Annotated in this window: 23 protein-coding genes and 1 tRNA gene; 17 read left to right on the forward strand and 7 right to left on the reverse strand. The window is 54.7% G+C overall.

The window, feature by feature from the left end:
* Positions 1 to 7 precede the first annotated feature (7 nt).
* Genes LK04_RS06405 through LK04_RS06420 form a run of 4 tightly spaced genes read left to right on the forward strand, consistent with a single transcriptional unit; the run spans position 8 to position 4,782 of the window.
* Complete coding sequence (locus tag LK04_RS06405; RefSeq protein ID WP_039335123.1) at positions 8 to 1,000, forward strand: ABC transporter permease; 993 nt, start codon at positions 8 to 10, stop codon at positions 998 to 1,000.
* Positions 997 to 1,830 carry an ABC transporter permease gene (locus tag LK04_RS06410; RefSeq protein ID WP_039335121.1) on the forward strand — a complete coding sequence of 278 codons (834 nt, stop codon included), beginning with the start codon at positions 997 to 999 and terminating at the stop codon, positions 1,828 to 1,830. The genes LK04_RS06405 and LK04_RS06410 overlap by 4 nt, the downstream gene beginning before the upstream one ends.
* Entirely contained in the window at positions 1,827 to 3,431 is a 1,605-nt protein-coding gene (locus LK04_RS06415) for a dipeptide ABC transporter ATP-binding protein (protein ID WP_039335117.1), read from the forward strand. Before LK04_RS06410 ends, LK04_RS06415 begins: the two co-directional genes overlap by 4 nt.
* A 13-nt stretch (positions 3,432 to 3,444) precedes the next feature.
* Positions 3,445 to 4,782, forward strand: a complete 1,338-nt coding sequence (locus LK04_RS06420; RefSeq protein WP_039335115.1) for an LLM class flavin-dependent oxidoreductase — start codon at positions 3,445 to 3,447, stop codon at positions 4,780 to 4,782.
* Between the two features lie 26 nt (positions 4,783 to 4,808).
* On the opposite strand, the gene LK04_RS06425 is transcribed toward LK04_RS06420, so the two are convergent.
* Positions 4,809 to 5,594, reverse strand: coding sequence for a phosphate/phosphite/phosphonate ABC transporter substrate-binding protein (locus LK04_RS06425; RefSeq protein ID WP_418903645.1), 786 nt, complete (start codon positions 5,592 to 5,594; stop codon positions 4,809 to 4,811).
* Positions 5,491 to 6,540 (reverse strand): fatty acid desaturase, encoded by a 1,050-nt coding sequence (locus LK04_RS06430; protein ID WP_039335133.1) that lies wholly within the window; start codon positions 6,538 to 6,540, stop codon positions 5,491 to 5,493. The genes LK04_RS06425 and LK04_RS06430 overlap by 104 nt, the downstream gene beginning before the upstream one ends.
* Before the next feature lie 216 nt (positions 6,541 to 6,756).
* On the opposite strand from LK04_RS06430, the gene LK04_RS06435 reads away from it, so the two are divergent.
* Positions 6,757 to 7,779 (forward strand): LLM class flavin-dependent oxidoreductase, encoded by a 1,023-nt coding sequence (locus LK04_RS06435; protein WP_039335111.1) that lies wholly within the window; start codon positions 6,757 to 6,759, stop codon positions 7,777 to 7,779.
* A 28-nt stretch (positions 7,780 to 7,807) separates the two neighbouring features.
* Here the strand turns inward: LK04_RS06435 and LK04_RS06440 are convergent, their stop codons facing one another.
* Positions 7,808 to 8,407: a glutathione S-transferase family protein gene (locus tag LK04_RS06440; protein ID WP_039335109.1), complete on the reverse strand. Its 600-nt coding sequence runs from the start codon at positions 8,405 to 8,407 to the stop codon at positions 7,808 to 7,810.
* A 152-nt stretch (positions 8,408 to 8,559) separates the two neighbouring features.
* On the opposite strand from LK04_RS06440, the gene LK04_RS06445 reads away from it, so the two are divergent.
* The 3 genes from LK04_RS06445 (at position 8,560) to LK04_RS06455 (ending at position 10,147) form a co-directional block, all read left to right on the forward strand.
* Positions 8,560 to 9,453 carry a LysR substrate-binding domain-containing protein gene (locus LK04_RS06445; RefSeq protein ID WP_039335107.1) on the forward strand — a complete coding sequence of 298 codons (894 nt, stop codon included), beginning with the start codon at positions 8,560 to 8,562 and terminating at the stop codon, positions 9,451 to 9,453.
* 77 nt (positions 9,454 to 9,530) lie between these two features.
* Entirely contained in the window at positions 9,531 to 9,719 is a 189-nt protein-coding gene (locus tag LK04_RS06450) for a type II toxin-antitoxin system HicA family toxin (protein WP_039335104.1), read from the forward strand.
* 17 nt (positions 9,720 to 9,736) lie between these two features.
* Positions 9,737 to 10,147 (forward strand): type II toxin-antitoxin system HicB family antitoxin, encoded by a 411-nt coding sequence (locus LK04_RS06455; RefSeq protein ID WP_039335103.1) that lies wholly within the window; start codon positions 9,737 to 9,739, stop codon positions 10,145 to 10,147.
* A gap of 88 nt (positions 10,148 to 10,235) precedes the next feature.
* Here the strand turns inward: LK04_RS06455 and LK04_RS06460 are convergent, their stop codons facing one another.
* From LK04_RS06460 to LK04_RS06470, 3 genes are all read right to left on the reverse strand, one after another.
* Positions 10,236 to 11,063, reverse strand: a complete 828-nt coding sequence (locus tag LK04_RS06460; protein ID WP_039335100.1) for a glycosyltransferase family 8 protein — start codon at positions 11,061 to 11,063, stop codon at positions 10,236 to 10,238.
* Between the two features lie 144 nt (positions 11,064 to 11,207).
* Positions 11,208 to 12,590 (reverse strand): D-arabinono-1,4-lactone oxidase, encoded by a 1,383-nt coding sequence (locus LK04_RS06465; RefSeq protein WP_039329060.1) that lies wholly within the window; start codon positions 12,588 to 12,590, stop codon positions 11,208 to 11,210.
* A 74-nt stretch (positions 12,591 to 12,664) separates the two neighbouring features.
* Positions 12,665 to 13,306, reverse strand: a complete 642-nt coding sequence (locus LK04_RS06470; protein ID WP_039329059.1) for a TetR family transcriptional regulator — start codon at positions 13,304 to 13,306, stop codon at positions 12,665 to 12,667.
* Between the two features lie 213 nt (positions 13,307 to 13,519).
* Here LK04_RS06470 and LK04_RS06475 point away from each other — a divergent pair, with 213 nt between their 5' ends.
* The 7 genes from LK04_RS06475 to LK04_RS06505 all read left to right on the forward strand — a co-directional run bounded on the left by LK04_RS06475 (position 13,520) and on the right by LK04_RS06505 (position 19,686).
* Positions 13,520 to 14,347, forward strand: coding sequence for a MetQ/NlpA family ABC transporter substrate-binding protein (locus LK04_RS06475; RefSeq protein WP_039329057.1), 828 nt, complete (start codon positions 13,520 to 13,522; stop codon positions 14,345 to 14,347).
* 9 nt (positions 14,348 to 14,356) lie between these two features.
* Positions 14,357 to 15,484, forward strand: a complete 1,128-nt coding sequence (locus LK04_RS06480; protein WP_081998071.1) for a methionine ABC transporter ATP-binding protein — start codon at positions 14,357 to 14,359, stop codon at positions 15,482 to 15,484.
* Positions 15,465 to 16,121, forward strand: coding sequence for a methionine ABC transporter permease (locus LK04_RS06485; protein ID WP_039329056.1), 657 nt, complete (start codon positions 15,465 to 15,467; stop codon positions 16,119 to 16,121). The genes LK04_RS06480 and LK04_RS06485 overlap by 20 nt, the downstream gene beginning before the upstream one ends.
* Before the next feature lie 222 nt (positions 16,122 to 16,343).
* Entirely contained in the window at positions 16,344 to 17,543 is a 1,200-nt protein-coding gene (locus LK04_RS06490; protein WP_039329055.1) for a M20 family metallopeptidase, read from the forward strand.
* An 11-nt stretch (positions 17,544 to 17,554) separates the two neighbouring features.
* On the forward strand, positions 17,555 to 18,859 hold the full coding sequence (locus LK04_RS06495) for an NtaA/DmoA family FMN-dependent monooxygenase (RefSeq protein WP_039329054.1): 1,305 nt from the start codon (positions 17,555 to 17,557) through the stop codon (positions 18,857 to 18,859).
* Positions 18,860 to 19,025: 166 nt separating this feature from the next.
* The gene (locus LK04_RS06500; RefSeq protein ID WP_039329053.1) at positions 19,026 to 19,379 is read left to right on the forward strand and encodes a type II toxin-antitoxin system RelE/ParE family toxin; all 354 of its coding nucleotides are present in this window, start codon (positions 19,026 to 19,028) and stop codon (positions 19,377 to 19,379) included.
* A gap of 4 nt (positions 19,380 to 19,383) precedes the next feature.
* Positions 19,384 to 19,686 carry a helix-turn-helix domain-containing protein gene (locus LK04_RS06505; RefSeq protein WP_039329052.1) on the forward strand — a complete coding sequence of 101 codons (303 nt, stop codon included), beginning with the start codon at positions 19,384 to 19,386 and terminating at the stop codon, positions 19,684 to 19,686.
* 139 nt (positions 19,687 to 19,825) lie between these two features.
* On the opposite strand, the gene LK04_RS06510 is transcribed toward LK04_RS06505, so the two are convergent.
* Positions 19,826 to 19,901, reverse strand: a tRNA-Asn gene (locus LK04_RS06510).
* 506 nt (positions 19,902 to 20,407) lie between these two features.
* Between LK04_RS06510 and LK04_RS06515 the strand changes: the two genes are divergently transcribed.
* Both LK04_RS06515 and LK04_RS06520 read left to right on the forward strand, forming a co-directional pair.
* Positions 20,408 to 21,331, forward strand: coding sequence for a sugar ABC transporter substrate-binding protein (locus LK04_RS06515; protein ID WP_039329051.1), 924 nt, complete (start codon positions 20,408 to 20,410; stop codon positions 21,329 to 21,331).
* A gap of 32 nt (positions 21,332 to 21,363) precedes the next feature.
* Positions 21,364 to 22,848, forward strand: a complete 1,485-nt coding sequence (locus LK04_RS06520) for a sugar ABC transporter ATP-binding protein (protein ID WP_039329050.1) — start codon at positions 21,364 to 21,366, stop codon at positions 22,846 to 22,848.
* The last annotated feature ends 7 nt before the right edge of the window (positions 22,849 to 22,855 follow it).

A 22,855-nucleotide genomic window follows, 5' to 3' on the forward strand; every position in this document is an offset into this window, starting at 1 on the left:
GGCGAAGATGAGTCTGGAAAGCATCGTCACCCGCACACCGCGGCCTCGGAAGCCCGCTCTGTGGCGCAGTGAACTGTCGCGTCGTATTGTCGGTCGCCTGTTCGGCGGCGTATTGGTGCTATGGGCCGCCGTGTCGCTCGCGTTTCTTGGTGTGCATCTGGCACCCGGTGACATTGTCAGTTTGCTGATTGGTGAGCAGCTGCGAACCCCGGCAATTGAAGCCGCGATCCGTGCCGAGTGGGGGCTGAATGAACCGCTGTGGTGGCAATATTTGCACTACCTGTGGCGCGTGCTGCATGGCGACTTTGGGCGCTCCTACATGCTTAACACCGAGGTGAGCCATTTGTTGTCCACCCAACTGTGGCCCACCATCAAGTTAACCCTGGCAGCACTGGTGGTGAGCATTCTGTTTGCGGTCGCGATGGCAGTGGCAACCGCACATCGCCGCATCGGTCGTCGTGTCGCCAACAGCGTTGAGCTGCTGCTGGCTTCCACGCCGTCCTTTTGGATGGGCATCGTGCTGCTGTTTATCTTCAGTTTCACCTTGCGCTGGTTCCCGGTGGCCGGGGATCGCTCACTGTCATCACTGGTGCTCCCGGCGCTGGCTTTAGGCATGGCGCAGGGTGCGGTGATGGCGCAGTTGCTGCGGCGCGAACTGGAGCGGGCGCTGGATGCCCCCTTTACGTTGACACTGCGTGCGTGGGGCGTGGGGGAAACCACGATTCGCCTGCGTCATGCGCTGCGCCATGCGGCCTTACCGGCTGTGACGTTAACCGGCTGGCTGGTGGGTGGCCTGCTCAGCGGTGCGGTGATCACTGAACAAGTGTTTGGTCGTCCTGGTCTCGGTAAACTCACTGTGGATGCGGTGCTGGCGAAGGATCTACCGGTGGTGCTGGCGGTAGCCATCCTGTCAGCACTGATTTACGTGGTGATGAGCACCCTGGTCGATATCTTGTCGCTGTGGATCGATCCTCGCCTGCGTGGGGAGAGCAAATCATGATCGCTACACTGCAACGTCTGCCGACAGCACTGCCTGGCGCTGTGTGGCTGGCGATTCTCTATCTGCTTTTACTGGCGACAGCGGTAATCGCACCGGGCGTCCTCACTCATAACGATCCGCTTCTGGCCGATCCGGTTAATGCACAACTACCGCCATCGGCCGCGCACTGGCTCGGTACCGATCAACTGGGGCGTGATCTGCTTACGCGTGTGATTTACGGCAGCCGTTATTCCCTGTTAATCAGTGTGGCGGCGATGGCGCTGGCCGTGCTGTTTGGCACCCTGCTGGGGTTGATTGCTGCCCTGGCGCGCGGCGTGGTTGATGAATTGCTGAGCCGTGCGGTGGATGTGATTTCGGCTTTCCCCGATCTGCTGCTGGCACTGATGCTGATCGCCTTTACCGGGCCGGGTACCAATAACTTGATTATTGCCCTCGGTGTGGCCTCGGTGCCGCGTTTTGCCCGCGTGGTGCGAGCGCAAACCTACACCGTCATGACCTCTGGTTACGTTGAACAGGCGCGGACGTTTGGACTTTCAAGATTCACGTTAATCACCCGCCATATTCTGCCGCACGCCATTGCACAGGTTCCGGCCTTAGCCACGCTGGGTTTGGGTACTGCCATCATCGGCACCGCGGGTTTGAGCTTCCTCGGCATGGGGCCGCAGCCGCCGACCGCCGAATGGGGCCTGATGCTGGCCGAAGGGCGCAACTATCTGCGTAACGCCTGGTGGATTGCGGTGTGGCCAGGCGTGTTTATCACCCTGACGGTGATTGCCGTGAATACGCTTGGCCGGCACTGGCAGGCTCGTTTTGAAGGAAGAAACGCATGAGCCAGCCGTTTATTGATATCCAGAATCTCAGCATCCGTTTTGGGGCGCAGCAGGTGGTGAAGAATCTCTCTCTGCAAGTGTGGCCGGGTGAATCGGTGGCGTTGGTGGGCGAATCGGGATCGGGAAAAACCCTGACCGCCCGCAGTTTGCTGGGGTTACTGCCCGAAGGTGCGGTGCTCACCGCCGACCGTTTCAACATTGATGGTCGGGATATGCGTGATGCCAGGCGCGGTGACTGGCAGGCACTGCGCGGGCGTCGCATTGGCTATGTGCTGCAGGATGCGCTGGTCTCACTCGATCCATTGCGCCGTATCGGACATCAGCTAACCGATGCGTTACGTGCTGCCGGGCATCGCGAGGGATTGCAGGAAAAAAGTCTGGCATTACTGAAATCCGCCGGTATCCCCGATGCGGAAAGTCGGCTGGCGCGTTATCCGCATCAACTCTCTGGCGGCCAGCGGCAACGTGCACTGATCGCCACTGCGCTGGCGGGTAGCCCGACGCTGTTGATTGCCGATGAGCCCACCACCGCGCTGGATATGACGGTGCAGCGCCAGATCCTGCAACTGCTGGCACAACGCCGCCGTGACGGCCATGGCTTGCTGCTGATCAGTCACGATCTGGCGGTGGTGGCGGAACTGGCGGATCGCGTGCTGGTGATGCGTGATGGCGAAGTGATGGAGCAGGGACACAGCGGGCCGCTGCTGCAACGTCCGCAACATGCCTGGACGCAACGGCTGCTGCGGGCGGTGCCGACACCGGCTACACGCGGGCTGCGTCTGGGTGCCGCTGAACCGACGCCGTTACCGCCGCGCCCAACGCCGGGCCACGCGCCCCTGCTTGAGGGCATCAACCTGAACAAAGCCTACGGTGAACGTCTGGTGTTGAACAACATCAACTTCACTTTGCATGCGGGGGAAACCCTGGGTGTGGTCGGAGAGTCCGGATCGGGCAAAACCTCGCTGGTGAAAGTGGTGATGGGTTTGACGGAACCGGATAGCGGTACGTTACGGCTGGAAGGTGAGCGTTGGGATCGCCTGCCCGAGAAAGCGCGCCGTGCCCGTCGTGCCCGATTGCAGTTGATTGCGCAGGATCCGTTCAGCTCCTTCGACCCGCGCTACACGGTGGAAAAAATTATCGGCGAAAGCCTCGATAGCGTGGGCATTTATGGCGATGCGCGGCGTCAACGTGTGCGTCAGTTGCTGGATGAAGTGCAGCTTGGCGATCGCTTCTTGCAACGTTATCCGCAGCAACTTTCAGGTGGTCAGCGTCAACGTGTAGCCATTGCCCGCGCGTTTGCCCCCAATCCCGCGCTGCTGGTGGCCGATGAGCCGGTGAGTGCCCTGGATGTGTCGGTACAGGCGCAGGTGCTGGATCTGCTGGCCGAGATGCAAGCCGAGCACGGCACGGCGCTGCTGTTTATTTCTCACGATCTGGGCGTGATCCAACATCTGGCGGATCGCGTACTGGTGATGCAAAACGGTCAGATAGTTGAGAGCGGAGACCTGACGCAGGTGTTTGCCGCGCCTCAGCATCCGTGGACGCAAAAACTGTTACAGGCGCTGCCGGTGATCCCCGACTGGCAGCCCGCACACGCATAAAAAGGAGCATGAGATGAGTCAGACACAACGCCAGCTGCGGCTGGGAGCGATTATTCAGGGCGTATCCGGCAATATGTCGGCATGGCGTCATCCCGATGCGATAGCGGATGCCAGCATCAATGTCGATTATGTGCTGGATCTGGCGCGCAAAGCGGAGCAGGCGAAAATCGATTTCCTCTTTGTTGCGGACGGGCTGTACATCACAGCACAATCGATCCCGCATTTCCTGAACCGATTCGAGCCCATTACCTTGTTGTCGGCACTGTCATTGGTGACGCAGAAAATCGGTTTAGTCGCCACGCTCTCCACCTCGTACAGCGAACCCTTTACCGTGGCCCGTCAGTTTGCCAGCCTCGATCAGTTGAGCGGTGGCCGGGTGGGCTGGAATGTCGTCACGTCTCCGCTGGAAGGGTCGGCAAAAAACTTCTCGCGTGATACACATCCTGAACATGATGAACGTTATCGTGTTGCCAGCGAATATCTTCAGGTGACGAAAGGATTGTGGGATTCATGGGAAGAAGATGCTTTTGTGCGTGATAAAGCCAGCGGTCAATTTTTTGATCATGACAAGCTGCATACGCTGAATCACAAGGGCAAATACTTTGCGGTGCAGGGGCCGTTAAATGTGGGTCGTTCACCGCAAGGACGACCGATCGTGTTCCAGGCGGGCGCCTCTGAAGCGGGTAAAGCCTTTGCGGCGGAAGCCGCGGATGCCATCTACACCCGTCAGGAGACGTTAGCAGAGGCGCGTGAATTCCGTGAAGATGTGCGCCGTCGTCTGGTCGCTCGCGGCCGTGATGCCGATGAAATCCGCGTGTTCCAGGGTATTAGCGTGATTATTGGCGATAGCGAGGAGGATGCAGAACGTCGCTATCAGCAGACTGCCGAGTTGGTCACCATCGATAAAGCGCTGGAGTATCTGGGGCGTTATTTCGAACATCACGATTTCAGTCAGTATCCTCTGGACGCACCGTTCCCGGATATTGGCGACTTGGGTGAGAACAGCTTCCGCAGTACGACGGACAAAATTAAACAGAACGCTCGTGAGCGCGGTTTAACCTTACGTCAGGTCGCGCTGGAAGAAGCCACGCCGCGCCCCAGTTTCCTCGGCACTGCCGAGCAGGTTGCTGACGGTTTAGCGCAGTGGTTCCTGGAAGGCGGCACGGATGGTTTTATCGTACGCGGCGGTACGCCAACCGCATTTGATGATTTCGTGGTGCAGGTGATTCCACTGTTGCAGGCGCGCGGGATTTATCGCACCGAATATGAGGGCGATACCTTGCGGGAAAATCTGGGGTTAGCCACGCCAGAAAACCAGTTCGCCGCCCAGCGCCGCCAGCAGGTGGCGTGACATGTTGGTCGCCAGAAATGGCGACCTTAAAGCACAGTTACACCATATTCCGCCGCCTGATCCTCCCAGGCTTGCACCTCATCGTAAAACGCCCGTTCAGGTACTGCGAATCCGCTAATCAAACTCTGCACCATCAGCGGCTGGTACTGTTTAGCCGAGGTCAGTTCGTTCAGCGCACTGCGCAACTGCTCAAGCGTAGTCGCATCCGTTTTGGCCGAGGTGATCAGCGGTAGCGCGGCACACAGTGGCGTTTCGCCAATGATCTCCAGCCCACTCAGTTCTGCAGGATAATGCGCACGCAACAGCGCCCAGGTGATGCAGTCAATCGCCGCCACGTCCGCGCGATTGTCGCGCAGCGCCGCCAGCGACTGACGGTGGCTGCCACTCAGCTGCGTTTCACTAAAGAAGGTACCATCTTGCGCCAGCGGCGCGACCAGGTAACGCAATGCGTTGTAACCTGAGTGCGAATCAACACTGTTGCCCACCGCGCGGCGGCCACGGAAATCGCTGAGACTGAGGTTTTCATCTTCCTGACGTGCCACCAGCCAACTGCGGTAGCGCAATCCCTCACAGCCTTGTGCGCTGGACTGAAACGCGCCGACCAACTGCACATCGGGCAGTAACGCCACCAATGGATAGCCGCAGGTTTGACTCAGCAGCAGATTCTCATCGCGCCAGTGGGGTAACAGGTCGGAGTGCCATTCGACCTCAGCCTGCACGCCGCGTTGCGCCAGCAGCGTCGTTAGCGCTGAGGTCAGGCCGAGCGTCGTCGGGTGATGGATATCGTACATCGGTAAAGAGATGATCGGCATGCTGTGCATCCTTGTGCGTTCCCGGATGGGCGTTGACGTTGACCGGCTGGCGCCAAAAGCGCGTTAACCACTCGCCATAACCGGCGACGCGAAAACCCTGGTTGCGCTGATGATAGCCTTCGCGATACAGCAGATAGACTTTACGCAACCCGTACCACGGCAATCCGGGCAGATCGTGATGTACAGAATGATAGTTGAGATTCAGGAACAGCAAGCGCCATGGCCATGCGGCTTCGTTATTCACCGAGCGTGCCAGCGGCGCGTCTTCGGCGCGATGTTCATAGAAAGATCGCACTTTGGTGAGCGCCAGTGCGGGGTAACTCACGGCAGTAACAAACCACAGTGGTGAGAATCCTTGCTGCTGCATCCAGTAAAACAGGCCCGCCAGCAAGGTCAAGTGAATCAACCACATGGCAATGTCTGCCCGCGCTCGTGCCTGCACCAGGGTCTTCATCGTGGCCGCGATATCCAGCAGCGGCCCCAGCATTAACCGTCCGGGAAAAGTATTGCGGAGGTGAACTACGCGTTGTTGCCAGGGCTTGAGTTGTGCCCAACGTTCAGGGGACAAGTAATAGGTTTCTGGATCTTCATCCGGCTCGGTCAGGGTGTGATTGCGATGGTGCGCCAGATGCGAATCGCGATATAAACCATAGGGATACCACACCGCCAGCGGCAAGGTCCCCAGCAGCTGATTGAAACGCGGGTAGCGCGTGGGATGGCCGTGGATCAGTTCATGCTGCAGCGACATGTACCAGGTCGTCAGTACGATCAGCAGCAGGGTGGAGGCGAACAGTCCCAGCGTTTGCCAGAACATCACGCAGGCAAACCAGCCGCTATACACGGTGATGATCAAAAACCAAGTGGGCAACTCACTGCGCCACAGCCAGCTACGCGTCAGTTGATGCACCACGGCGCGTTGTTGTCCGTTGATATAGTCATTAGCCATGAAGATGAATAAACCCAGGATGCGCTGAAATTACCTGCACGATGCGGCAACCCTGTTCGCGACACAAAGACCGTGTTTTTATGACTTATGCAAAAAAGTTGATGAAGCGCGCGAAAACTATTGGCTATCAGTCACCTCACGCCTGGCGTAACCTCTCTCCATCGAAACTTAATCTAATACGTGCGGGCGAGTCAGGCCCACGAGGAGAAATTCACCATGAAAAAAATTGGCTTCTTATCCTTTGGTCACTGGACCCCGTCTTCACAGTCTGCCACTCGTTCCGCGCAGGATGTGTTATTGCAGTCCATCGATTTAGCCGTCGCCGCTGAAGAGCTGGGTGCTGATGGGGCTTACTATCGCGTTCACCACTTTGCGCGTCAGCTAAGTTCACCTTTCCCGCTGCTTGCGGCGGTGGGGGCAAAAACCAATCGCATCGAAATCGGTACTGGCGTGATCGACATGCGTTATGAAAACCCGCTGTATATGGCGGAGGATGCCGGTGCGGCAGACTTGATCTCCAACGGGCGTCTGCAGCTCGGTTTAAGCCGTGGCTCCCCAGAGCAGGTGATTGAAGGTTATCGTTACTTTGGTTTTAACCCGAAAGAGGGCGAAACCGATGCCGATATGGGCCGTCGTCACACCGAAGAGTTGCTGGAAGTGCTGCGCGGTGAAGGTTTTGCTAAACCGAATCCACAGCCGATGTTCCCAAACCCGCCGGGTCTGCTACGTCTGGAGCCATTCTCGGAAGGGCTGCGTGAGCGTATCTGGTGGGGCTCAGGTTCAAATGCCACTTCGGTGTGGGCAGCGCAGCAGGGCATGAATCTGCAAAGCTCAACGTTGAAAGATGATGAAACTGGCGAGCCGTTCCACATCCAGCAGGCGAAACAGATTCGTGCATACCGCGAAGCATGGGCAGCAGCAGGTCACCAGCGCACGCCGCGTGTGTCCGTCAGCCGCAGTATCTTTGCGCTGACTAATGACATCGACCGTGCTTACTTTGGTCGTAGTGGACAAGATCAGGATTCCGTGGGCTTCCTCGATGAGAAAACCCGCGCCATCTTTGGTCGTAGCTACGCCGCTGAGCCTGAGCAACTGATCAAACAGCTGGCGCAGGACGAAGCGATTGCCGAAGCGGATACGCTGCTGCTCACCATCCCGAACCAGCTGGGCGTGGATTACTGTGCGCATGTGATGGAAAGCATTCTGACTCATGTCGCGCCGGAATTAGGCTGGCGTTAATCTTCGCAGGGCGTGCCAGGCACGCCCGCTAATTCATGGGATATTTTAAAAATTCGGGCAGTGCTTCCATTTGTTGTGCATACGCGTGCAAATGGGGATAAGCCTGTGCATCCACCACGTTCGGCACCACCAGTTGCATAAAACTCCATACGACAGCGCTGGTAATCGCCACTTGGTCCAGTTTAAGCGCTCTCCCCTCCATCGCTGCATTCCATAACGCGCAATTCGCGAGCAATTGCTGCGTCACACGCTCTATCCACGGTTGGTGCCACTTATCTTCCGGACGCAAGCGATGTTCATACACGTGCTGCACGGCTTTTTCACTGGCGGCGAGTGCCAATCCCAGTAGTTGGCTATCCTCGGCCAGCGCCGTTTCATCAGAAGGGTATAGGCGATGCCTGGGCTGAACGCGGGTTTCCAGATAGTGCAAAATGAGCGTGGAATCCATCAGTACGGTGTCGTTATCCAGCACCAGTGTGGGTGCTTTAACGGCAGGATTGATTGCAGCAAATCGTGCGTAATCACCAAATACTGAGAGGGGTTGATGCTCAAATGCCATGCCGTAAGCTTCCAGAGAAATGGCGACTCTTCTGACGTAGGGTGAATCCAGCATGCCAATCAGTTTCATCAAAACTCCTTGTTAATCCAGCAAAGTAAGATGTCCAACATTAACGGGCTGATAGCACGACGACCAGCGACGACTTATTAGTAAATTTGTTAGTAAAACTTACATCAGCTATGGCAGGCTGTGGCGAGATATGGTCGATCAGGAATTTGAGTATGTCGGATTTCCCCCCTGTTGCGATGCTGCGTGCCTTTGAATCTGTGGCAAGATTAGGCAGTCTGACTCTCGCTGCGAGTGAACTCAGTGTGACGCATTCAGCAATCAGCCAGCAGATAAAGGCATTAGAAGGGCTGTTAGGCGTGCGCTTGTTTACCCGCCAGGTTCGCGGGGTACAAATCAACGAGGAAGGCCGCCTTTATGCGCTGCAAATCCGCGAAGCCCTGGCCCGTATTGCTGATGCCACACGGCAAGTTCAGGTTAAACCCAGACGGGCGGAATTATCGCTTTCGATGGTCCCTTCATTTGCCAGCCACTGGCTAATACCCAGATTAACGGGCTTCCAGGCACAATTTCCCCATATATACTTACGGCTGCAGGCCAGCCTTAGTGTGAGTGATGTTCAGCAGGAAGGCACTGATATTGCGATTCGGATGGGTAAGGGAGAATGGGCGGGTCTGCTAAGCCAGAAGCTATTTAGCGATCGCCTGATTGTGGTGGCGGCGCCTCACTTCAATGGAGGTGATCTACCTCGAACTCCTCAACAAATCGCGGCCAGTGAAATTCTTTTCACGCTTGAATCATGGAACGACTGGTGTGAAGCCGCTGGGCTGCAGCAATCTATTACGCCGCGCGGTTTGGTGATAAATGATTCCAATCTGATTATTCAGGCAGTCCGCTTGGGGCAAGGTATTGCTCTGGAACGTCTTTCATTGGTTCATGATGCGTTACAGCGCGGTGAGTTGGTGCAGTTAAGCCCTGTCAGCGTTGACTACACGTGGCCCTACTGGCTGGTAACCCGAAAGGATCGCTCGACATCACCGGAAGAAGCAGCCTTTATAACATGGCTGGAGAAGGAGGTAATAAGGTATCAGGGAATGTTGAATTCATAACCCCAATAACTCTTAATATTGCATTTTAGAGTTATTGGGGTTATTTTGTTGTTTTCAGGACGCATCAGGGCAACGACATGGATAGCAGGTCATTAATGGCTGAGATTAAAGCTGATGGATGGGAGCTGATTCGAGTTAACGGTAGCCACCACCATTTTGTGCATCCCTCCAAGAAGGGCTTGGTAACAATTCCTCACCCCAAAAAAGATTTGCCCATTAAAACGGTGAAAAGTATTCGCAAACAGGCCGGGCTGATCGTCCACTAATTTGAGAGAGGTAAACCATGTTCTATCCGATTGCGATTGAAGCGGGTGATGAAAACACGGCGTATGGTGTAACGGTGCCCGATTTGCCAGGTTGTTTTTCCGCAGGTGACACGCTGGAAGAAGCGGTGAAAAATGCGAAAGAGGCGATCATTGGTCATCTGGAACTGATGGTTGAGTTAGAGCAAGATATCCCAGCAGTGTCAGAATTAAAAAGCGTGATGAAAGATCCGGCTTTTTCCGGCTATGTTTGGGTGTTAGTGGAAGTCGATGTGACGCGCATTCTCGGTGGTTCGGAGAAAATTAATGTGACGTTACCGAAGTTGCTGATTGATCGTATCGACCGCTGTGTTGCTACTCATCCCGAGTTTAAAACTCGCTCAGGTTTTCTCGCTCAGGTCGCACTGGAGCGCATTGCAAAAACCCGCTGATTAGGGCCTCGTACGATATTTTCTTTAGGCCGCCCCTACAGACCACGATGACCTCATGTAGGGGCGCCATTGATGGCGACCGCGTCCCTTATTTTACGCCCAACTCCCACCATAACTTGTCCAGCGCGTAGTAGCGATCGCGCTCGCTTTCGGGCTGGTTCAGGTCACGCTTCCAGGGTTTGGCCAAAATGAAATGCAGGTTTTTCACTTCATCCTCACGCCACATCGCGCTGTGCTGGAACGGCAACGTTTTCAGCGCATTATAGATATAGGGCAATGGCAGCCAACGGTTCTCAAAGACCTCGTTCAACAAATCCTGCTCTGAAAACGGATAACGGCGCAAATCGTCTATTGCCGCGACTTTCTGCTGCAGCCACGCGAACACGCCCTGATCCGGTTTAAGCACCAGAAAACCGCCGTTGAGATACCGATCCAGCGTTGCAGGTGCCGCTTCACCACGATCTTGCCAGGTGTAATGGCAATTATCGGGCTGCCAACTGGCGGGATAGCTGGCGATCTGATTGGGATTGCAGCGGCAAGCGTGACAGGCCGCCAGAGCGTTATCACCCAAATCCAGGGTAAAGAGTTCGTCCATATTGCGCAGCACCAGCATGTCGGCATCCAAAAACACTACCCGATCGCAGCCGGTGAGTTCCCAGGCACGCAGCTTGCTCCACACTTCACCGAATTGCGCCGAAGCATAATGCTGTTCCAGTTCTGAGTCAGGCATTAAAGGCTCAACCGGATGAATCACACAGCCTAACGCTTGCAAGTCTTCGCGGGTGGCAACATCAATCGCGTCGGTGACCATCACAATCAGTGGCCACTGCGTTTCGCTGCGCTTTAGTGAACGATGAAGCGCTTTCACGCCAATAAAGTAGTCTGGCTGCGTCAGCAGCGTTACCCAGGCAAACATAATTTCTCTCCCCGTACCCTTCATACTTCAAATTGCAGGTGCGTTGGCTGCGTGCATTCACCTCAGTCACTTACTTCAGTAAGCTCCTGAGGATTCATGCACTTGCCGCCTTCCTGAAATTCGAATTATTTTGGCTATCAACATTTAATCAAACAAAGCCGTGACATAGTCATTGCTGAAACGGTGCTGTGGATCGAGCCGATCGCGCACTGCACGGAAAGCATCCCACTGTGGGTAGATCGCCCGCCAGCTGTAACGCTGTGGATCGTAGTATTTGCCCCAGTGTGGACGTCCACCTTCCGCCGCCAGCAGTTTTTCCACTTCCGTCAGAAAATGCAGGCCATCTTGTGACAGTGAACCGTCATCTGCGTAATAGACCACAAAGCCAAAGAAGCAGGTCGGCTGCGCATAGGCAGGGCTGAGCCAGGCGTCAGACGCGCCGGTACAACGCAGAATGATGGGATAATGCATATGCGGATGATTCTTTGCGTACCAGGCTTTAATTTTGCTGATGATTGCGGGTGTTCTTTCCAGTGGGACACCGATCTCCACGTTGATTTGCGGCACCGCGATACCACGACAAAACAGCTGGTAGATATCGCCGCTCACATCGGTGAAGTCACGGAAGCGGGTAACAGTACGAAACTGCTTACCGCCTTTACCCTCGATTTGCGTGTCACGGTGCATCTGCGCCAGCGTTTGATCGATAGTGTCGTTGAGGCTGCTGTCGGTCTCATCACCGTGTTCAATCACCTCACGCTGATTGGCATACCATGTCTCCGCGTTCTGAGGACTTGCCGGATTCGCGTTCCACACGTGCATCAGGTTGTCATCCACAAACCACCAGGCTTTGCTCAATTCATACTGTTGATTCCAGTGCAGCAAATCCTGCTCCAGCGAATCAGCGGAAGTGGCGAATTTGTGACAGGTAAACAGACTAAACGGGCGGGTACGCAGCGTGATCGCAGTCACCAGACCCAATGCACCCAGCGAAGTTTGTGCGGCGGAGAAATCGTCATCCTCCCGATGAAATACGCGTAGGCTGCCGTCGGCCAACACCATGCGGATAGCGAGCGCTTCATCCGCCAGTGAGCTTTGCCCCAGTCCCTGGCCGTGCGTACCCGTGGCCATGGCACCGGCCAGCGTTTGCACTGCGATGACGCCGGGGGAGGAAGCCAGCATGCGATCCATTGCGGTCAGCGTGTCATAAACCGCTTGTAGAGGCGTGCCCGCGGCAAAGGTCACGCTTTCAGCATCCTGCGCCAGCAGGCCACTAAAATGGCTGAGATCGATCAACACATCGTCAGGATTAACACACAGCATGCGACCCGGAGACAAACGGCTGCCCGTGACGCGCACTTTGCCTTTTGTACTCTGCATCAATTGCTGCAGTTCAGCTTCATTTTGCGGCTGAAAAACCTGGCTGCGCTGCCCCACCACGGTGTTCTGCGCCCAGTTCCACAGTTTGCTGTCACGCTCGGTGTTTTGCGTGTTGCGAAGGGGGTAAAGGAGGGGATCTTTGTTCACTACGGCGTTCCTTAGACTGAGGTCTGTGACGGTCCCAAGGCTTTAAGCGTAGACCATCACAGCACTGCCCATGTCTAAGGCGCTTTGCGGATGTAGCGCATGGTGGCTGTGACAGCCAGTTGGCGGTTACGGCGGATGCTGTCCTCTTCCGTGTCTTCTGGCGTAAACAGGAAATGGAAGGTGTAACGGTTGGCCACATGGTGCACACAAATACTGCTGAGTAAGCGGTGCACGTCAACCGTGTTGAGGCCATCGATAAAGATGCCTTGCTGCTGCCCGCGTGTCAGGATGTCATCCAGCAGATCGAGGGTACTTTTGTTCAGCGCTTTAATGCGTTCTGAGTGCACAATGTAGCGGCCGCGCAACAGGTTCTCGGTACACACCAGGCGCATAAAGTCTTGATGCGTAGCATGATAATCAAAGCTGGCTTCCACCAGTTTTATCATCGCCTGTTCAGGTTCCATTTTGGCAAGATTCAGCCCTGTTTCATGCTCGCGGATCGCCTGGTAAACCTGCTCCAGAACTTCGATGTACAACTTCTCTTTATTAACGAAGTGATAAACCACCATACGTTTGGTGGTTTGTGCGAGCTCAGCGATCTGCTCAAGACGTGCGCCCTGCATGCCAAACTCGGCAAATGTCTTTAAGGCACCCGCTAAGATGCGTTTTTTTAGCCCTTCAGGGTCATTTTTACGTTTAGGGGTGGTGTCCGACATAGCGCTCAATATCAATCCAATCAAAACATCATGGTATCACAGCCAGATTGTCGCTTGTGGCGATGCGAGCGGCTGCGTGTCTTTATTCATTTAAGGAATAGCTTTTCCAGATAAATCATAATGCAGGAATAAGCATCTGCGTATACTGCGGCTAACTGTTCATCACGACAGTGTACTTTGACGACCGCAATGATAACTATCAGGAAATACTTTATGCACACACGCCTGGCTTCTGCCAAAAATAAATTCTTGTTATCCGCTGGCGCTTTCCTGCTGGCCAGCACGGTTTTAGCGCCACTCTCGCTGGCCCACGCCGCAGATAAAACCTCAGTAAAAGTCGGCATCATGAGTGGTGAAGATGAGGACGTCTGGCGCGAAGTGATTAAACAAGCTGCCGCCAAAGGATTGACGGTGAAAACGGTGGTGTTCAACGACTACAACCAGCCGAATGAAGCCCTGCAAAATGGTGAGGTGGACGCGAATGCCTTCCAGCATCAGCCGTTCTTAAACAATCAGATCAAGGTTAATCATTACGACATCGTGCGCGTGGGAGACACCGCCGTGTGGCCGATTGGCCTTTATTCGAAAAAAGTGAAAAGTGCGGCGGAACTCAAAGATGGTGCGGTGATTGGCGTACCGAATGATCCCTCAAACGAAGCGCGTGGGCTGGTGCTGTTGCAACAGCAAGGTTTGATTAAGCTGAAACCGGGGGTCGGTATTGCCGCGACCACCGCCGATATCACCGCCAACCCCCACCATCTGCAAATCAAAGAACTGGATTCCGGCATCATCGGTCGTTCGGTTCCCGATCTGGATGCTGCGGTGGTGAACACGGATTGGGCGCTGAAAAGTGGCCTGACGGCTGGCGATCGCATCGCGCAGGAGCCGGTGAAAGACAACCCATACAATAACTTTATCGCGGTGAAGAAAGAGAATGTCTCTGCACCGTGGGTGAAAACGTTGGTGTCTTCTTATCAGAATGACGCCGTGAAATCCGTGTTTAACAAGGTTTACAAGGGCACGGGCGAAACGGCCTGGTAAGGAAAGAGCATGACGATATTCTCAGGGGCCGAAACGCCTTTCCACGCCGTGGCGCGTGGCGTGGTGGAAAATGCGCAAGACCGTGAAAGCGCTACGCGAGACGACGTTAGTGTGGTGCGTTTACAGGGCGTTTCCCGCCGGTTTGGGCAAACCCAGGCGCTGCGTGACGTCTCGCTGACAGTACAAAAAGGCGAAATTCTGGGCTTGATTGGCCGCAGCGGCGCGGGCAAATCCACGCTGATTCGTTGTCTGAATGGGCTGGAGCAACCTGATGAAGGCGTCATCGAAATTGAAGGCCGGAACATTACCGGCCTGTCGGAAAAACAGCTGCAAACTGTGCGCAGCCGCGTGGGCATGGTGTTCCAGCACTTCAATCTGTTGTCAGCGAAAACCGTAGCGCAAAACGTGGCGTTGCCGTTGAAGATTGCCGGTCTGGATAAAGTGCAACGTCATCGGCGCGTGGCTGAATTGCTCGAACTGGTGGGATTGACGGATAAGGCGCAACACTACCCGGCGGCGCTGTCAGGGGGACAGAAACAGCGTGTCGGCATTGCCCGTGCACTGGCGGCCAGTCCGGCACTGTTGCTGTGCGATGAAGCGACCTCGGCGCTTGATCCAGAAACCACCCGTTCGATTCTGGCCTTGCTGAAGTCGCTGAATCAAAAACTCGGCATCACCATTCTGCTTATCACCCATGAGATGGAAGTGATCAAATCGGTGGCGCATCGTGTCGCGGTGATTAATGCCGGTGAGATCGTCGAACAAGGCCCGGTGTGGCAGGTGTTTGCCCATCCGCAGTCAGATCTCACCCGTTCCTTGCTGCGTGGCTTGCTACCACAGCTGCCGGAGGCGCTTGCCGCGCGTATCAGCGCGCAAAAACAGGGGGAGGCTATCTATAGCGTGCATTATGCCGGTGAAGATGCGCAGGGCGATCTGCTGACCCGCTTTGCCACCGCGCTACCTGGCAAATTCCGTCTGTTACAGGGTGGCATCGACCATATTCAGCACTATGCCGTGGTGCGCTTCTTTATTGCGTTTCCGGCGAGCAACACGGCCGATGAACAACAGATTCTTAGCTGGCTGCATACGCAGCAGGCACAAGTGGAGTTAGTGGGCTATGTCGCCAGTGATGATTGATTTACTGCTCAATGCGTTGGGCGAAACGGTATTGATGACGGCCATTTCCGGGCTGTTCTCGCTGGTGGCCGGTCTGCCGTTAGGGTTGATTCTTGTAATGACCAGTGTGGGCGGGATTGCGGAGCATCGAGGCATCAACCGCGTGCTGGGGCTGATCATCAATGGCTTCCGTTCCCTACCGTTTATTATTCTGCTGGTGGCACTGATTCCGTTTACCCGGTTTTTGGTGGGCACTTCACTGGGCACCTGGGCGGCCATTGTGCCGTTGTCGATTACCGCAACGCCTTATTTTGCGCGCGTGGCGGAAGTATCGTTGCGTGATGTCGATCGCGGGCTGATTGATGCTGTGCGCGCCATGGGGGCCAGCAAACTGCGCATTGTATGGGATGTGCTGATACCGGAAGCGCTGCCCGGCATTCTCTCTGGTTTTGTCGTGACGCTGGTGGCCTTGATTGGCGCTTCAGCGATGGCGGGGGCGATCGGTGCAGGCGGTCTGGGCGATCTGGCGATCCGATATGGCTACCAGCGCTTTGAAACCTCAGTAATGATTGCGGTGATCGCGGTGTTGATTGTGTTGGTGTGCGGTATTCAGTGGCTGGGCGATCGGCTGGTGCAACGTATCGACAGACGGCACTAGCAGGTCGCGCGATAAATCGCGCCGCTACCGTCATGTGCATGGCATGCCGATGTCGGCGGCGGGCGGTTCACGTCTGTTGTAGCGGCGCAATTTATTGCGCAGATAACCCGCCCCCTGGTTGTGCATTTTCCCGCAATCCTTATCACTATTTCTTTTTAAACATCAGCAGCTAACGCGCTTAGAGTGATGGCAACGTCTTGCCTTGCCTCAGGAGAATCCGTTATGCCGCTGAACACACTTCAGCTCACGCTTGAAAGTCATCTCGAACAACACAGCGCCGACTATATCGCCGTGGCCCAATCAATTTTTGCCAGGCCGGAAACCGGTAACAATGAATACTTTGCCAGTGAGCAACTGACCAACTTACTCAGCGCTCAGGGATTTGAGGTCACCCGACATGTTGCCGGCCATGAAACCGCCTTTCACGCGGTGAAGGCCAGCAGTAAACCGGGACCGACCATCGCCTTTCTCGCTGAATACGATGCGTTAATCGGTATTGGCCATGCCTGCGGTCACAACCTGATTGGCACCACCAGCGTGGCCGCGGCGATCGCCTTGTCTCAGGTGCTGGATCAGACCGGTGGCCGCGTCGTGGTGCTGGGTACGCCAGCAGAAGAGGGCGGCTTAGCGGGGCCGGGCGGGCCCAAAGGCAACGTGAAGAAGCGTTTCGTTGAGGCCGGGTTACTGGAGGATGTGGATGCGGCGCTGATGGTGCATCCCGCTGGCAAAACGCGTCTCACGGAAGCCACACTGGCAAACAACCATCTTTACTTCCATTTCTATGGCAAACCCTCGCATGCCGCCAGTGCGCCGCATGAAGGGATCAACGCGCTGGATGCACTGGTGCTGCTCTATAACGGCATCAGCGTCCTGCGCCAGCAACTGCCCGATGGTGTGCGTGTGCACGGCATTATCACCGATGGCGGCCAGGCCCCCAATGTGATCCCAGAATACGCGGCAGCGCACTACTACATCCGTGCCGATAGCCGTGAGCAGGTGGAAGCAATTGAGCCACGCCTGCGCGCGATTGCAGAAGGCGTGGCGCTGGCCACCGGAACACGTGTGGAGATTGATCATCAAATTGGTCCACGTGATTTCAAACGCAATCCAGCGCTGGATGCGCTGCTGCTGGAAGCGTTGCGTGCAGCCGGTGAAGAGGTAGATCTGTCGCCACAACGCAATAAAGTCTCGACCGATGCCGGGGATATCAGCCACGCGGTGCCGACTGCGCACCCTTGGCTAAAGATCGGCCCCGACGATCTGATTTTCCATACCGTGCCGTTCCGGGAAGCGGCCAATTCTGAACGCGGTTATCAGGCATTGCTGATCGGTGCGCGCACGCTGGCCCGCACCGGATTACGTCTGCTTATTGATGCCGATACGCTTCACGCCGTTAAAGCCGATTTTGTGCGCCAGGCCTAAAGGGGATCGTTATGTCACAAACTCATCGTAGAAAATTGAAAACTTTAGTCGGTGCCAGCAGCGTGATTTCAGCGGGCAATGACATCCAGCCGGGCGTGGGGATCGCGCGCGCCATCGAGCTGGCGAAAATCGCCGAGCGCGAGAAAATTACCGGGCTGTTCACCGCAGATTTGTTGCAGGCCGATCCGGTGGGCTTAGCTGGCACCACCGGCACCCAGGACCCATTGATTGCCCTGGCCGCGTTAAGCCAGGTGACATCGCAGATTGGCTTGATTGCCACCGTCAGCACCAGCTGGTTGCATCCCTATCATTTAGCGCGTCAGGTTGGCACCCTGGACCATATCAGCGGCGGCCGTGCGGGATGGAACGCTGTGACCTCATCAGTCGGTGAAGAGAACTTCGGTGAAAGCCAGCTGCCGCCTCCGCAGGAGCGCTATGCGCGCGCCACCGAGTTTATTGAAGTGATGAATGCCCTGTATGACGCCAACGAACGTGCAGCGGTGCAGCGCACGGCCAGCGGTGGTATCCGCCTCGATCACCAAAAGCTGCATCCCATTCACTATCGGGGCGACTTCTTCCAGGTGGCCGGTCCACTCAATGTGCCGCCACCGCCGCAGCGACGTCCTGTGCAGTTTCAGGCCGGGCAATCCGAGGCGGGGGTGACGCTGGGCGCACGCTATGCTGAGGTGATTTACACTTCGCAGCCTACCTTCGAGGCGGCACAGCAATTTGTCGCGGATGTTCAGCAGCGTGCACGTCGTTTTGGCCGCGAACAGAATCCCCCTCTGATCATGAACTCATTTCACGCCATCATTGGCGACAGTGAGGCGGATGTGGCGCGTCGGTTACGGGATAAACACGAGAAAATTAACTACGAGCAGGGCAGGCTGCGCGTAGCGGATATGCTGGGCGGGGAAGTCGATCTGCGTGAAGTGCCGCTGGACCAACCGTTACCCGGCACGTTAATTCCGCAGTTGGAACAGGTACATCGGCGCCAGGGACGTGCCGCCATCTTCCGGCAGTATGCACTGGAAGGTTTGACATTGCGTGAGTTGATCATCAAAGCCGAAGAGACCGGGCACTGGTTTGTTGCCGGTACGCCGGAACAGCTTGTCGATGCCATTGAACAGCGCTACCACGCGGGCGTATTAGATGTGATCTCATTGCACGGCTTGGGTAATCCCGATCAGCAAGATTTACTACTGAATGGCTTGCTGCCCGAACTGCGCCGCCGCAATTTGCTGGATACCGACTATCAAGGTAATGACTTCCGCAGCAGCCTGGAGCTGGCTCCGCTACCTAAAGTCACCGACTAACATCGCTTGCTTTAAGAAGGCCCTTCCAGAACAGCGGGAAGGGCTTTTTTTTGGAAACCTGCTCCACAAATCATTTCAGAACAGATGCCCTCTGGGCAATACCCGACCACACTGCCTATCGCATTGAACCTATATAGCATTTGACCTATATCGATGAGGGCGTATCATGTGGCAGATAATAACAACAGACACTTTTGATCAATGGTTAATGACGCCAGGCGACACGGATCGAGCATGTGTCATCGCGGCAATGTTGGTTTTACGGCAGGCAGGGGCTGGATTAAGCAGGCCTTATGCAGACACAATTAAAGGTTCGCGCTACAGCAATATGAAAGAGTTGCGTGTACAGAGCAAAGGCAGTCCCATTCGGGCTTTTTATGCTTTTGATCCATGGCGAAAAGGTATTTTGCTTTGCGCTGGTCATAAGGCTGGCAATGAAAAACGATTTTATAAAGAGATGATTACACAAGCAGATCAAGAGTTTACTCAACATCTCAATCGCAGCGAATTTAAGGAGTAATGTGATGGGCAGAACACTCGAACAGATTCTTACGGCTGAAAAACCTGAAGTGGTCGCGGATGCCAACGTCATTGCTGAAGACATTCTGCTGAATATACATCTTGCAGAGCTACGCGAACGTGTAAGCAAAACGCAGGTGGAAATGGCACAGGCGCTAAACATCAAACAACCAACGGTGGCTGGAATGGAAAAACCAGGGCGCGATCTCAAACTTTCCACTCTAAAACGTTATGTTGAAGCAGCTGGTGGCAAGCTCCGCCTGGATGTTGAACTGCCTGACGGGTCGCATTTTGAGTTTGTTGTTTAGCGATTATCACCACAAAACATCTCATTAGGCTGAGTTTGTGACGGGACTATGTATTAGCCAACACGATTACTACTGCCAAGAAAGGCCTTCCCAAAAGACAAAACCCCGCTCAGGTTTCCCTGAGCGGGGTTTTTGAATTTGGCTCCTCTGACTGGACTCGAACCAGTGACATACGGATTAACAGTCCGCCGTTCTACCGACTGAACTACAGAGGAATCGTGTGAACGAGGCGCATATTAGCGATGCCGATCTGCGTTGTCAAAGCCCTATCGCACACTTCTGGTTTAAGTGCGCGTAAAAGCAGCGGAATGCTGCTTTTCTGCCTTGAATGTGCAGATTTCAAACTGCCAACAAGATCTCACTTTAAGCGCATTTCCTTTGAGATGTTAGAGGCGTGTCAAAGTTTTGTTATTTGCCGATTTTAAAACAATCATTTCAGTGCTTTTATGATGAAAATTTCAAATGATGATCAGATGAAACAAATGAACTGCTTATCATCACGGGCGAAACGAGTTTCCAGTCCTGAAACATCATTTTGAAAATAACTTGTTGATAAGGAAGATGTTGCAACAAGGAGCTGTACGGAATCGATAGCGTTAGACCAGAAGCCTTACCTCTACAACCAGATAAATAACGCCAGCGACGTTGAGTGAATGTAAAAAATTTTTTTCATTCGTCGTATCAGCCAACTGCGCATGTTAACGAATAAGAAGGGTTACCCATGAAATTCAAAAAAGCGTTAGTGACTTCCCTGTTAGCTTGCATGTTACCTGCCGCAGTAATGGCGAAAGACCTTCAGGTGGGCGTTTCAATGGCGCTGTTTGATGACAACTTCCTCACGATTCTGCGTACCGGTATGCAGAAAGAGATGACCAAAGATGGCATTAAAGGCCAGGTAGAAGATGCCAAAGGCGACGTTTCACAGCAGCTGCAACAGGTACAGAACTTCATTGGTCAGGGTGTTGACGCCATCATCGTCAACCCGGTTGATACCAACGCCGTTAAACCGGTGATGGATGCGGCAACCAAAGCGGGCATTCCACTGATCTTCGTGAACCGTAAACCAGCGGGCGAACTGACTGACAAAATGGCCTATGTCGGTTCGGATTCTGAACTGGCGGGGCGTTTACAGATGGAAGCATTAGCCAAAGCAATGAACGGCAAAGGCAACGTCGCGATTCTGATGGGCGACCTCGCTAACGAATCCACCCGTGACCGTACCAAAGGGGTTGAAGCGGTGGTCGCTAAATACCCAGGCATTAAAGTGGTACAGAAACAGACCGCCAAATTCACCCGTAACGACGCGGTGGATGTGGTGAGTAACTGGCTCACCGCCGGTGATGATATCCAGGCGATTGCGTCTAACAACGATGAGATGGCCATCGGTGCCCTGCAGGCGCTGGGTAAAAACCCGAACCACATCCTGATTGCTGGCGTGGATGGCACACCGGATGCCTTGCAGATGCTGAAGAACGGCAAGATGGTTGCCACCGTGTTCCAGGATGCGAAAGGTCAGGGTGAAGGTGCAGTTCAGGCAGCGATTAAACTGGCGAATGGCGAGAAAGTGGAAAAGATCATCAACATCCCTTACCAGCTGATCACCAAAGACAACATGGCGCAGTTCGAATCTCGTAACCAGAAATAATCGTTCCCGACTCAGCCGTACGGAGGTGATGTATGACCGCATTTGCGCTTGAAGCCGAAGGCATCAGCAAGTTCTTCCCCGGAGTGAAGGCACTCGACAATGTCTCATTGCGAATTAAACCGGGGTCGGTACATGCCCTGATGGGTGAAAATGGCGCGGGCAAATCCACTTTAATGAAATGCCTGATCGGGATGTATCGTCCCGATAAGGGCACCATCCGCATTAAAGGGGAGCCAGTTCAGTTTCAGGACACCATGGACGCGTTGCGTTCTGGGATCTCGATGATCCACCAGGAGCTGAATCTGGTGCCTTATATGACTGTGGCCGAGAACATCTGGCTTGGTCGCGAACCGATGAAGTACGGCTTTGTTGACCATGCGTTGCTGAATAAGCAAACGCAGGAACTGCTCAACAAACTTAACATCCGCCTCAAGGCGGATCGCATGGTCGGTGAACTGAGTATCGCCGCCCAGCAGATGGTGGAAATTGCCAAAGCGGTGTCGTGGAACTCTGACATTGTGATTATGGATGAACCGACCTCGGCACTGACGGAAACTGAAGTGGCGCATCTGTTTACCATCATCCGTGACCTGCGCGAGCAGGGTAAAGCCATCATTTATATCAGTCACAAAATGGATGAGATTTTCACCATTACTGACGAAATCAGCATCTTCCGTGACGGCACATGGGTGGGTAGCAACAACACCACTGAATTTACCCGCCAGTCGCTGATTACCCAGATGGTGGGACGCGAACTCACGCAACTGTTCCCGAAATTCAACGGTGAAATCGGTGGAGACGTGCTGACGGTGCGTAACCTCACCTGCAAAGATCGTTTCACCGACATTAACTTCACGGTACGCAAAGGCGAGATCCTTGGCGTGGCGGGTTTAGTCGGCGCGGGACGCAGTGAAGTGATGGAAAGCTTATTCGGTATGGAAAGCTTCGACAGCGGGGAAGTGCTGATCGATGGCGTGCCAGTGAAGATTGATTCGCCGTCAACGGCGATTGAAAAGGGTATGGCCTTCCTGACGGAAGACCGTAAAAAATCCGGGCTGTTCCTGGTGTTGTCGGTGATGGAGAACATGAGCATCGTCAACATGCCGGATTACGTCAGTAAAGCTGGTTTCGTTAGCCACATGAAGATGGCGCAGGACTGCATGGAGCAGATCCGCAAACTCAATATTAAAACGCCGACCATGGATCAGATCATCAACAACCTCAGTGGCGGTAATCAGCAGAAGGTGCTGATTGCGCGTTGGCTGCTGGCACAACCGAAGATCCTGATCCTCGACGAACCGACACGCGGTATTGATGTCGGGGCAAAAGCCGAGATTTATCGCTTAATCAGCGAACTGGCAAACCGGGGTGTCGCCATCATTATGGTGTCCTCTGAACTGCCTGAAATTCTTGGTATGAGCGACCGCGTGATGGTGATGCACGGCGGGCGTATAACTGGCATCCTCGATAAAGAAGAGGCCAATCAGGAAACCATTTTGTCGTTGGCATCCGAGTGAGGCGCGA

It is taken from the genome of Pantoea vagans (assembly GCF_001506165.1).
Classification (GTDB): Bacteria; Pseudomonadota; Gammaproteobacteria; order Enterobacterales; family Enterobacteriaceae; genus Pantoea; species Pantoea vagans_C.

Bases quoted from the DNA above. Each gene is read 5' to 3' on its own strand.
- LK04_RS06405 (WP_039335123.1), top strand. From the start codon at position 8: ATGAGTCTGGAAAGCATCGTCACCCGCACACCGCGGCCTCGGAAGCCC.
- LK04_RS06455 (WP_039335103.1), top strand. From the start codon at position 9,737: ATGTTCTATCCGATTGCGATTGAAGCGGGTGATGAAAACACGGCGTAT.
- LK04_RS06490 (WP_039329055.1), top strand. From the start codon at position 16,344: ATGCCGCTGAACACACTTCAGCTCACGCTTGAAAGTCATCTCGAACAA.
- LK04_RS06415 (WP_039335117.1), top strand. From the start codon at position 1,827: ATGAGCCAGCCGTTTATTGATATCCAGAATCTCAGCATCCGTTTTGGG.
- LK04_RS06520 (WP_039329050.1), top strand. From the start codon at position 21,364: ATGACCGCATTTGCGCTTGAAGCCGAAGGCATCAGCAAGTTCTTCCCC.
- LK04_RS06500 (WP_039329053.1), top strand. From the start codon at position 19,026: ATGTGGCAGATAATAACAACAGACACTTTTGATCAATGGTTAATGACG.
- LK04_RS06515 (WP_039329051.1), top strand. From the start codon at position 20,408: ATGAAATTCAAAAAAGCGTTAGTGACTTCCCTGTTAGCTTGCATGTTA.
- LK04_RS06430 (WP_039335133.1), bottom strand. From the start codon at position 6,540: ATGGCTAATGACTATATCAACGGACAACAACGCGCCGTGGTGCATCAA.
- LK04_RS06445 (WP_039335107.1), top strand. From the start codon at position 8,560: ATGTCGGATTTCCCCCCTGTTGCGATGCTGCGTGCCTTTGAATCTGTG.
- LK04_RS06480 (WP_081998071.1), top strand. From the start codon at position 14,357: ATGACGATATTCTCAGGGGCCGAAACGCCTTTCCACGCCGTGGCGCGT.
- LK04_RS06460 (WP_039335100.1), bottom strand. From the start codon at position 11,063: ATGTTTGCCTGGGTAACGCTGCTGACGCAGCCAGACTACTTTATTGGC.
- LK04_RS06420 (WP_039335115.1), top strand. From the start codon at position 3,445: ATGAGTCAGACACAACGCCAGCTGCGGCTGGGAGCGATTATTCAGGGC.
- LK04_RS06475 (WP_039329057.1), top strand. From the start codon at position 13,520: ATGCACACACGCCTGGCTTCTGCCAAAAATAAATTCTTGTTATCCGCT.
- LK04_RS06505 (WP_039329052.1), top strand. From the start codon at position 19,384: ATGGGCAGAACACTCGAACAGATTCTTACGGCTGAAAAACCTGAAGTG.
- LK04_RS06410 (WP_039335121.1), top strand. From the start codon at position 997: ATGATCGCTACACTGCAACGTCTGCCGACAGCACTGCCTGGCGCTGTG.
- LK04_RS06470 (WP_039329059.1), bottom strand. From the start codon at position 13,306: ATGTCGGACACCACCCCTAAACGTAAAAATGACCCTGAAGGGCTAAAA.
- LK04_RS06440 (WP_039335109.1), bottom strand. From the start codon at position 8,407: ATGAAACTGATTGGCATGCTGGATTCACCCTACGTCAGAAGAGTCGCC.
- LK04_RS06435 (WP_039335111.1), top strand. From the start codon at position 6,757: ATGAAAAAAATTGGCTTCTTATCCTTTGGTCACTGGACCCCGTCTTCA.
- LK04_RS06495 (WP_039329054.1), top strand. From the start codon at position 17,555: ATGTCACAAACTCATCGTAGAAAATTGAAAACTTTAGTCGGTGCCAGC.
- LK04_RS06450 (WP_039335104.1), top strand. From the start codon at position 9,531: ATGGATAGCAGGTCATTAATGGCTGAGATTAAAGCTGATGGATGGGAG.
- LK04_RS06485 (WP_039329056.1), top strand. From the start codon at position 15,465: ATGTCGCCAGTGATGATTGATTTACTGCTCAATGCGTTGGGCGAAACG.
- LK04_RS06425 (WP_418903645.1), bottom strand. From the start codon at position 5,594: ATGCCGATCATCTCTTTACCGATGTACGATATCCATCACCCGACGACG.